Genomic DNA, 7,779 nt, shown 5'->3' with positions numbered 1-7,779 from the left:
TGGCGTGGGCGACCCGCTGGGAAAGTGCACTCGCCGTCTCTCTACTCATTGCGGTATTCTCGTACCTTCGAGCGGGAAGCGAGTTGATCGCTCCCCGCTCGATCTCTCTCGACACACAGCGAAAGCGCCCGATACGGTACGCTTAAACGACTGAGTGTCCAACCACCAACCGCGCCAAGGTGGCAGAGTTCGGCCTAACGCAGCGGCCTGCAGAGCCGCCCATCGCCGGTTCAAATCCGGCCCTTGGCTTACTTACTGACGACGATCGACGAGTAGCGCGAGCTGTCCCGACTTCCCGTCGCGATCGCCGCCGTCTCGATATCGCAACGACCCCGCGCCGCACGTCCCTCCGCCGCCGAGAGTTCGGGTATCACCCCTCGACTACGGGTCGTCCGCGTGCGCGGGGAGCAGTTCCGCGCGTTCGTGTCGCCCCAACCGCTCGTAGGCGTCGGCCTCGTACGCCAGCGAGAGCACCGGCACCGATCGCCCGTCGAGTTCGACGAACGTCCGGTGTGCCTCGACGTCCACCGGCGACTCCCACGTCCCGTCGGGGCGTCGCTTCTGGACTGCGCCCATGATCTCGACGCGGAGGCCGTGCAGTTCGAGCACGCCGAAGTGGGACTTGATCCGCTCGCCGGTCGAGAGCGACACGGGGTCGACGACTCGGTCCTCGAACGCGCTCTCGATCGCGTACGCGCCGGCGGCGGTCGTCTGTACGTCGATATCGTCCGGCTCGACCGGCACACCTTGCAGCGCGAAACTGGCGCTTCCCGTCAGGGCCCACGGCACGTCGTCGACCGCGGGTGCCAGCGTCTCGATCGCGTTTCGGTACTGCCCGTCGAGCGTCGGCACAGCTACGCTTCGACCTCGGTTTTCACCACCAGCGCGGGCTGTGCCGTCATCCGGAGCACCCGGTCGGTGACGCTGCCCAGCAGCGCGCGGTACTCGTCCGGGCGGCGCTTCGTCCCGAGCACGAGCAGGTCGACGTCGTGCTCGTCGGCGTAGTCGACGATCGTGTTCGAGGGGCGACCGTGTCGCAGCGCCTCGACGCAGTCGACGCCCGCCTCGCTCGCGCGCTGCCGGACGCCCGCGATCGTCTCTTCGCCGTGTTCTTCGAGCGCGTGTTCGGGGCCTTCGGCCTCGTCGACGTACTCGTCGCCGCTGTAGGCGTTGTAGACGGTCTCGTCGACGACGTACAGCACGTGGAGTTCGGCGTCGTGTGCGGCCGCGAGTTCGATCGCGTGGGATTCCGCGTCCGTGGAGGCGGCGGTTCCGTCGGTCGACAGCAGGATTCGGTCGTACATTCGTCCCGACGTTACACTGACAGCTACAAATCTCCTCGGCATCCGGCGCTCGCCACCGGTCGATCGCCTCCGAAAGAGGAACCGTTTTTACGCCGGGTCTACCACCATCGGGACATGCAACGACGCGCTGTGGCAGTCGTCGCCGCCCTCTTCCTGGTCGTGGGGGGGCTGTCGCTCGGACTGGTCCTCACCTCCGAGGCGCCGGCGCTCGACGCGGCGGAGGATTCGGTCTACCAAGAAGGTGATGAGTTCACCGTCGGCGACCGGACGTACACCGTCGCCACGGTCGAGGCGAGCGAGTCCAGCGGCGGCGGCCACGGTGGTGGCGGCGGCGTGACGTACGAGGCGGTGATCGAGTGGCAGAACGAGAGCGGGGCGACCCAGAGCACCTCGGTCGGCCAGCACGGCAACGTCACGCTCTCCGGCGAGACGTTCTTCGCCCACTTCGAGTCGGGCGAGGAGGTCGTCATCTCCTCTGACTTCCAGACGCTTCGGGAGTACAACACCGCGACCGAGCAGTACCATGACCACACCAACGGGCTCTGGGGGGTCGGCATCCTCTCCGGGGTCACCGTCCTCTTCCTGTTCGGGATGGCCTACCTCCCCTCGCGGTACTGAGCAGCCTCGTTTTCACTCCGCCGTTTCGAACAGTTCCTCCGCGAAGTAGCGGTCGTAGTGTCGCCGACAGCCGGGGTTGAACTCCGCGTCACACGCCGGGCAGCGGTCGTCGCAGTCGACGTACTCGGCGACGGTCAGCACCGTCCCGCAGACGCCACACAGCACGGCGTCGGCGTCCGCGTCGTCTCTCCCCTCGTCGCCCCAGCGCTCCGGCTCGTGGTCGGCGGCCGCGAGGTGACACTCGTAGCACGGGTAGAACGTCTCGCAGCACGGGAACCGGATCGCGATCACGTCGAGCTCGCTGTCGTAGTGACGACACCGCGTCTGCGGCCCGACGTCGACCCCGCGGACCGTGTGGCCGTGGACATCCATGGGTGCCCTTCGGGCGTCCTGTCACAAGGGCGCATCGGCGCGTCCGACGCCGTCCGGGAGGATCGGACTCGAAAAAGGATCCGTCGTCAGGGTGCCTCGCCCGTCTCCAGCGTGAAGTCGTCACGCGGGTAGGCGACGCAGGTCAGCGTGTAACCGTTCTCCAGCTCCTCGTCGGAGAGCATCTCCTGGTTGTCGTGCTCGACGAAGTCCTCGCTCGGGCCGTCCTGAATCTGCCCGGCACAGGAGACACACTGCCCCTGCCGGCAGGCGTAGGGAAGGTCGAACCCTTCCTCCTCGCCGGCGTCGAGGATGGGTTGGTTGTTCGGAAGCTCGACCGTCTCGCCCTGCTTGGTGAACTCCACCTCGAAGTACTCGACCTCGTCCTCGGGGATGTCGCCCGGGCCGGAGCCGCCCTCGTCGGTCTCGCCTTCGAGCTCCCCCTCCTCGGCGGCCTCGCCGCCGACCGCGGCCGCGGGCGCGCCCCCGCCGCCGATGGATCGGTTGTACGGCTCCGGGAAATCCGTCTCGGGCACGCTCGCGGCCCGGCGTTCGAGCACTTCCTCGGAGATATCCGGGGCGGACTCCCACTCCGTCCCGCGAACGTAGTGGAACACCGCGACCGCCCCGCTGAGGACGACGGCGAGCCCCAGCGCGGTCGTGTTCACAGCCATACTCGGGTTTATTGGTTGCCCGGGTTAAGGTGGTTGTGATTCCGCGCGTCGGCTGCCACCGCTCACTCCGGCGGATACTCGATGTCGTGGTCCGCGAGCAGCTCCTCGAACTCCCCTTCGTCGACGATCGGCACCTCCTCGGTCTCGGCGTCCTCGCGTTTCGTCCGCCCGGGGTCGTCGCCGGCAACGAGGTAGTCGGTGTTACTGGACACCGAACTCGTCGCGTTCGCGCCGTGGGCCTCGACCAGCGACTGCGCCTCGTCCCGTGTGACCGAGAGCGCGCCCGTGAACACGAACGTCAGCCCGTCGAGTTCGTCGCCCGCGGTCGTCGATTCGGGCGGTTCTGGCTCGACGCCCGCCTCGCGCAGCCGTTCGATCACCCGACGGTTGCGCTCGTTCGCGAAGAACTCCGCGACGTGGCCGGCGACCGTCGGACCGAACCCCTCGACCTCGCGGATCTCCTCCTCGTCGGCATCGAGCAGCGCGTCGACGCTCCCGAACGCGGCCGCCAGATCCGCGGCCATCGTCGGCCCCACCTCGGGGATGCCCAGCGCCGAGAGGAACGACCCCAGCGACGGCGACTTCGACCCCTCGATCTCCTCGCGCAGCTTCTCGGCGCTCTTCTCCCCCCAGCCCTCCAAGTCGGCGAGTTCCTCGGCGTCGATCTCGTAGAGGTCGGCGATCGAGTCCTCGATCAGCCCCGCCTCGACCAGCTGATCGGCCGCCTCCTCGCCGAGCCCCTCGATGTCCAGCCCGCTGTCGCCGGCGTAATGTTCGACCGACCGCTTGAGCTGGGCCGGACAGGAGAGCCCGCCCGTACAGAACCGTAGCGGGCCGTCCGCCTCAACGTCGCTGCCACAGACCGGGCACTCGTCGGGCAGTTCGAAGTGCCCCTCGGAGTTGTCCTCGACCACCTCGGCGACGTACGGGATCACGTCGCCCGCTCGCTGGACCGTCACGATGTCGCCCACGTCGACGCCCAACTCGGCGATCTCCGACTGGTTGTGGAGGCTGGCCCGCGACACCGTCACGCCGCCCACGTCGACGGGGTCGAGCAGCGCGACCGGCGTGAGCCGGCCGGTCCGTCCGACCTGCACGACGATGTCGGCGATCCGGGTCTCCTCGGTCCGCGCGGGGAACTTGTAGGCGTACGCCCAGCGGTAGTGTCGCGAGGTGGTCCCCAACTGCCGGCACTGCTCGCGGTCGTTCACCTTCAGCACGGTGCCGTCGATCTCGTAGTCGAGGTCGTCGCGGTCCGCCTGCAGGTCGTTCCGGAACGCGATCGCGTGGTCGACGCCCTCGACCAGTTCGTGGCGGTCGTTGACCTGCAGCCCCCACTCGGGGAGCTGCCGGTGTTCGTCCCAGTGGGTGTCGAGCCCGTCGAGCGCCAGCCCGCCAACGGAGGCGGCCTCCTCGGCATCGGCGTCCTCGGGACCGATCTCGTCGACCGGCGCCGGCTCCTCTTCGACCCAGAGCACGTCGTAGAAGAAGCAGTCGAGCGGGCGCTCGGCGGTCACGGAGGGGTCCAACTGTCGCAGGCTCCCCGCCGCGGCGTTCCGGGGGTTGGCGAACGGCTCCTTCCCCTGCTCGACGCGCTCGCGGTTGTGCGCCTGAAACCCCGACAGCGACATGTGGATCTCCCCGCGAACGACCAGCACGCCGGGCGGGTCCCCCCGGAGTCGCTGCGGGACGGAGGCGATCGTCCGGACGTTCTCGGTCACGTCGTCGCCGGTCTCGCCGTCGCCCCGCGTGGCCGCGCGCTCGTAGCGCCCCTCGACGTAGACGATCTCGATCGAGAGGCCGTCGAACTTGGGTTCGCAGACGTAGTCGACCGCGGCGCCGTCGTCGAGTTCGCGACGGACGCGGTCGTCGAACGCCCGCACGTCGTCGGCCTCGCCCGAGGAGTCGATCGACAGCAGCGGCACCACGAGATCGACGCTCTCCAGTTCGTCCATCGGCTCGCCGCCGACGCGGGCGGTCGGCGACCCCTCGGTGTCGAGGTCGAACGCCCCCTCCAGCTCTTCGAGCCGTTCGAACAGTTCGTCGTACGCCCGGTCGGAGATGACCGGATCGTTCTCGACGTAGTAGCGGTAGTCGTGGTAGCGGATCGCCTCGCGGAGCTGTTCGGCCTGCTCGCGGGCGTCCTCGGCCGACAGCTTCCCCGTCGGCGCGAACTCGGTGTCGGGCTCGCGGACGTAGGGGTTGTCCGCGGGCGCGTCCTCGGTCATGCCTCGGGCTGGGGCGGGCGGAGTGAAAAAACGGTCCCGTCGGCGCGGGCGCTACTCGCCGTTCGCGATCTCCCGGACTCGCTCGTCGCCCGCCTCGGCGTAACCGCCGTGGAAGCAGATCGTGTGGTCGAACTCGAGTTCGCCGAGCAGCGCGACCGACTCCATCGCGCGCTCCATCTCCGGGGTGTGCTGCTCGGCCGGGCCGTGGAGTTCGCCGTCGGCCGCGGTCAGCGCGTCGCCCGCGATCAGCAGATCGGCCTCGGGCAGGTGGAACGAGCTATGGCCGGGCGCGTGGCCGAACGTCTCGACCAGTTCGATCGGGCCGGCGAGCGTGCTGAAGCCGACGCCGTCGATGACTTCCACGTCGACGCGGGCCGGCGGGTAGCGCTCGTCGTCGGACTTGACCGGGAACTTCCGGCCGTCGACGTACGGCGCCTCGGCCCAGTGGGCGAACGTCGGCGCGCCCGTGCGGTCCTGCACGGTCGCGAGCGCGCCCGCGTGGTCGCCGTCGTGGTGGGTGAGAACGACGAAGCGCACGTCTTCGAGCCCGAACCCGTGCTCCCCGAGCGCGGCGTCGAGTTCGTCGGCGTACCCCGGCAGCGTCGTGTCGAACAGGATCAGCCCTTCTTCGGTCTCGACGGCCGTCGGCGTGAACGTCCGTTCGGCGCCGCCGAGGTCGAGCGTCACGGGCAGGCTGTAGACGTGGTCGGTGATCTCCATGCGTCGCCGTTGGAGCCGATAGGTGGTAGACCTGACGGCGTCGGTCCGACGCCGGTCGACTACTCTAACTCGTACGTGGCGTCGACGCTGGCGGTGAACTCGATCTGCCCGGCCGGCACGCCGGCGCTCACCTCCGTCGCGAGCGCCTCCTCGACGATGCTGTCGAACCCCATCGTCTCCTTCGTCGCGAGGCTGACGACCGGGCCGAGCGTGTGCCCGTCGGCGGCTGCGACGATCTCGGCCTGCTCTCTGGCGTTCTCCGTCGCGGCGGCGAGCAGTTCCTCGCGGAGCGCCTCGCGTCGGGACTCGGTCACGCGGGGCTCCGTTCGGGTCACGGTCCCCCCGGCGGCCGCGACCGCGTTCACCACGTCGTCGCCGGGGACCCCCTCACACCGGAGTTCGACGGTCGCGCTGGCGACGTACGGCTCGTCGCGGTCGGGGTCGAACAGCTCGTCGGCCGAGTTGACCGAGCGCCCGGTGACGCTGTCCTTCGCGGCGTCGACGGAGTCGGGGAGCTCCCGATCGAGCTCCGCGAGCCGGTCCTCGACACGGCGCTGTGCGCCCGACACCGTCTCGCCGCCCGCCTCGGTCTCGACGACGAACACCGCGTACTCCGGCTCGGTTTCGACGGCGGCCTTCCCGGTGACTTCGACGGTCGGACTGCTCATACTCCTGTTGGCGAACCGAGCGGTATACGTTTTCGGGGGAGAAACCTACGCCTCGAACTTCGCGACGCTCCCGAACTCGCCGTCCCGGATCGCCGCTGCCAGCGCCCGCGTGTCCACGGCGTCGGGCATCTCCTGCGGGTACTTCTGCCGGAAGAAGCCGACGACGTTCTCCACGTCGCGTTCGAGCAGTTCGTCGGCGTTCTCGTGGTCGGTGGCGACCGCCTGCGGCCAGTCGAACACGGTGATCCCGCTCTCGGCGACGGCGACGTTGTGCTGGCTCATGTCGGCGTGGACGTACCCCGCCGCGTAGGCGTCGCGGATCTCCCGGAGCACGAGATCGCAGACGCCGACGACCTGCTCGCTGGGGAGCGACGCTCGCTCCAGTTCGACGCCGTCGAACTTCTCCATCAGGATCGCGTGGCGGTTCTGGTCGACGGGTCGGGGGACCGAGACGTCCGGGTACAGTTCGGTGAGCACCTCGTGCTCCCGCTCGGCCGCCTTCCGGGCGGTGTAGAACCACGAGACGTGGTTGCGGTCGGCGGTGTACTCCCGCTCCTTGTCGACTTTCCGGAACTCGGTGTACCCCTCGCGGTGGAACTTCAGCGCCATCGGCTCGTAGGACTGCACCTCGTACACGTCGCTCTCCTTGCCGACGCCGAGGGAGGCGCCCATCCCCTCGATCGTGCCGCGCTCGGAGAACGCCCGCAGCGCGAGGCAGTCGTACCCCTCGAACGTGAGGCGGTACCCCTCGTACTGGATCGTCTTGCGCTCGATGAGTTCGCGGTCGGCACAGCGGTCGATGCGGTAGTCGACCTCCTCGGCGGTCATGTCGGCGTACTCGGGGAGCTTCTCGCGCTGGACCCACTCGGAGAAGCGCATCCCCTGTTCGAGCCCGGAGAGGAGGTAGAAGTCCTCGGGTTCGAGCTCGGCCATCACGCTCGCGACGTTGCCGACCATACGCGTATTCGGTGATCCGTGGGAAAAAGGGTGCCGCGTTGTTCGTCTGATTCGTTCTCTTTCGTGCGGCGACGACCGAGATTGGCTCTGGGAATGATGGGGTCAGCAACACCGTGAAAGCCCCTGCCCGCTCGGCTCGCGCGACTCGCTGCGCTCCTCGGTCCGTTCGCTTCGCTCACTCCGCTGTGGTGCTTACGTCGTCGTCCTTCGCCGAGCGCGTCGCCCCTTTCAGTCCCACCCG

At 68.8% G+C, this 7,779-nt stretch carries 9 protein-coding genes and 1 tRNA gene; 2 read left to right on the top strand and 8 right to left on the bottom strand.

The features are described 5' to 3' along the window. Positions 1 to 173 precede the first annotated feature (173 nt). A tRNA-Cys gene (locus ACFR9S_RS08200) sits at positions 174 to 249 on the top strand. Between the two features lie 132 nt (positions 250 to 381). Here the strand turns inward: ACFR9S_RS08200 and ACFR9S_RS08195 are convergent. Continuing rightward, positions 382 to 852, bottom strand: a complete 471-nt coding sequence (locus tag ACFR9S_RS08195) for a nucleotidyltransferase domain-containing protein (protein ID WP_379731192.1) — start codon at positions 850 to 852, stop codon at positions 382 to 384. A 2-nt stretch (positions 853 to 854) separates the two neighbouring features. Next, complete coding sequence (locus ACFR9S_RS08190) at positions 855 to 1,304, bottom strand: universal stress protein (RefSeq protein ID WP_379818398.1); 450 nt, start codon at positions 1,302 to 1,304, stop codon at positions 855 to 857. Between the two features lie 114 nt (positions 1,305 to 1,418). Here ACFR9S_RS08190 and ACFR9S_RS08185 point away from each other — a divergent pair, with 114 nt between their 5' ends. Further along, positions 1,419 to 1,922 (top strand): hypothetical protein, encoded by a 504-nt coding sequence (locus tag ACFR9S_RS08185; protein ID WP_379731194.1) that lies wholly within the window; start codon positions 1,419 to 1,421, stop codon positions 1,920 to 1,922. A 12-nt stretch (positions 1,923 to 1,934) separates the two neighbouring features. On the opposite strand, the gene ACFR9S_RS08180 is transcribed toward ACFR9S_RS08185, so the two are convergent. The 6 genes from ACFR9S_RS08180 to ACFR9S_RS08155 all read right to left on the bottom strand — a co-directional run bounded on the left by ACFR9S_RS08180 (position 1,935) and on the right by ACFR9S_RS08155 (position 7,538). Beyond that, positions 1,935 to 2,294, bottom strand: a complete 360-nt coding sequence (locus tag ACFR9S_RS08180) for a CHY zinc finger protein (RefSeq protein WP_379731195.1) — start codon at positions 2,292 to 2,294, stop codon at positions 1,935 to 1,937. An 86-nt stretch (positions 2,295 to 2,380) separates the two neighbouring features. After that, entirely contained in the window at positions 2,381 to 2,965 is a 585-nt protein-coding gene (locus ACFR9S_RS08175; RefSeq protein ID WP_379731196.1) for a 2Fe-2S iron-sulfur cluster-binding protein, read from the bottom strand. Positions 2,966 to 3,027: 62 nt separating this feature from the next. Beyond that, on the bottom strand, positions 3,028 to 5,193 hold the full coding sequence (ligA, locus tag ACFR9S_RS08170; RefSeq protein ID WP_379818397.1) for an NAD-dependent DNA ligase LigA: 2,166 nt from the start codon (positions 5,191 to 5,193) through the stop codon (positions 3,028 to 3,030). A gap of 51 nt (positions 5,194 to 5,244) precedes the next feature. Next, on the bottom strand, positions 5,245 to 5,913 hold the full coding sequence (locus ACFR9S_RS08165) for an MBL fold metallo-hydrolase (protein WP_379731198.1): 669 nt from the start codon (positions 5,911 to 5,913) through the stop codon (positions 5,245 to 5,247). Between the two features lie 59 nt (positions 5,914 to 5,972). Continuing rightward, complete coding sequence (locus ACFR9S_RS08160) at positions 5,973 to 6,581, bottom strand: SIMPL domain-containing protein (RefSeq protein ID WP_379818396.1); 609 nt, start codon at positions 6,579 to 6,581, stop codon at positions 5,973 to 5,975. 45 nt (positions 6,582 to 6,626) lie between these two features. Beyond that, a complete protein-coding gene (locus tag ACFR9S_RS08155) occupies positions 6,627 to 7,538 on the bottom strand; it encodes a serine/threonine-protein kinase RIO2 (protein WP_379731200.1) in 912 nt (303 codons plus the stop codon). Positions 7,539 to 7,779: the final 241 nt, after the last annotated feature.

Source organism: Halolamina salina, from assembly GCF_042678005.1.
In the GTDB taxonomy this organism is placed as follows: domain Archaea; phylum Halobacteriota; class Halobacteria; order Halobacteriales; family Haloferacaceae; genus Halolamina; species Halolamina salina.
Note: the sequence above shows the minus strand (reverse complement) of the source record. Positions and strands in the feature narration are given on the sequence as shown.

Coding starts and splice junctions, on each gene's coding strand:
- ligA (WP_379818397.1), bottom strand. CDS start 5,193: ATGACCGAGGACGCGCCCGCGGACAACCCCTACGTCCGCGAGCCCGAC.
- ACFR9S_RS08160 (WP_379818396.1), bottom strand. CDS start 6,581: ATGAGCAGTCCGACCGTCGAAGTCACCGGGAAGGCCGCCGTCGAAACC.
- ACFR9S_RS08190 (WP_379818398.1), bottom strand. CDS start 1,304: ATGTACGACCGAATCCTGCTGTCGACCGACGGAACCGCCGCCTCCACG.
- ACFR9S_RS08185 (WP_379731194.1), top strand. CDS start 1,419: ATGCAACGACGCGCTGTGGCAGTCGTCGCCGCCCTCTTCCTGGTCGTG.
- ACFR9S_RS08180 (WP_379731195.1), bottom strand. CDS start 2,294: ATGGATGTCCACGGCCACACGGTCCGCGGGGTCGACGTCGGGCCGCAG.
- ACFR9S_RS08155 (WP_379731200.1), bottom strand. CDS start 7,538: ATGGTCGGCAACGTCGCGAGCGTGATGGCCGAGCTCGAACCCGAGGAC.
- ACFR9S_RS08165 (WP_379731198.1), bottom strand. CDS start 5,913: ATGGAGATCACCGACCACGTCTACAGCCTGCCCGTGACGCTCGACCTC.
- ACFR9S_RS08175 (WP_379731196.1), bottom strand. CDS start 2,965: ATGGCTGTGAACACGACCGCGCTGGGGCTCGCCGTCGTCCTCAGCGGG.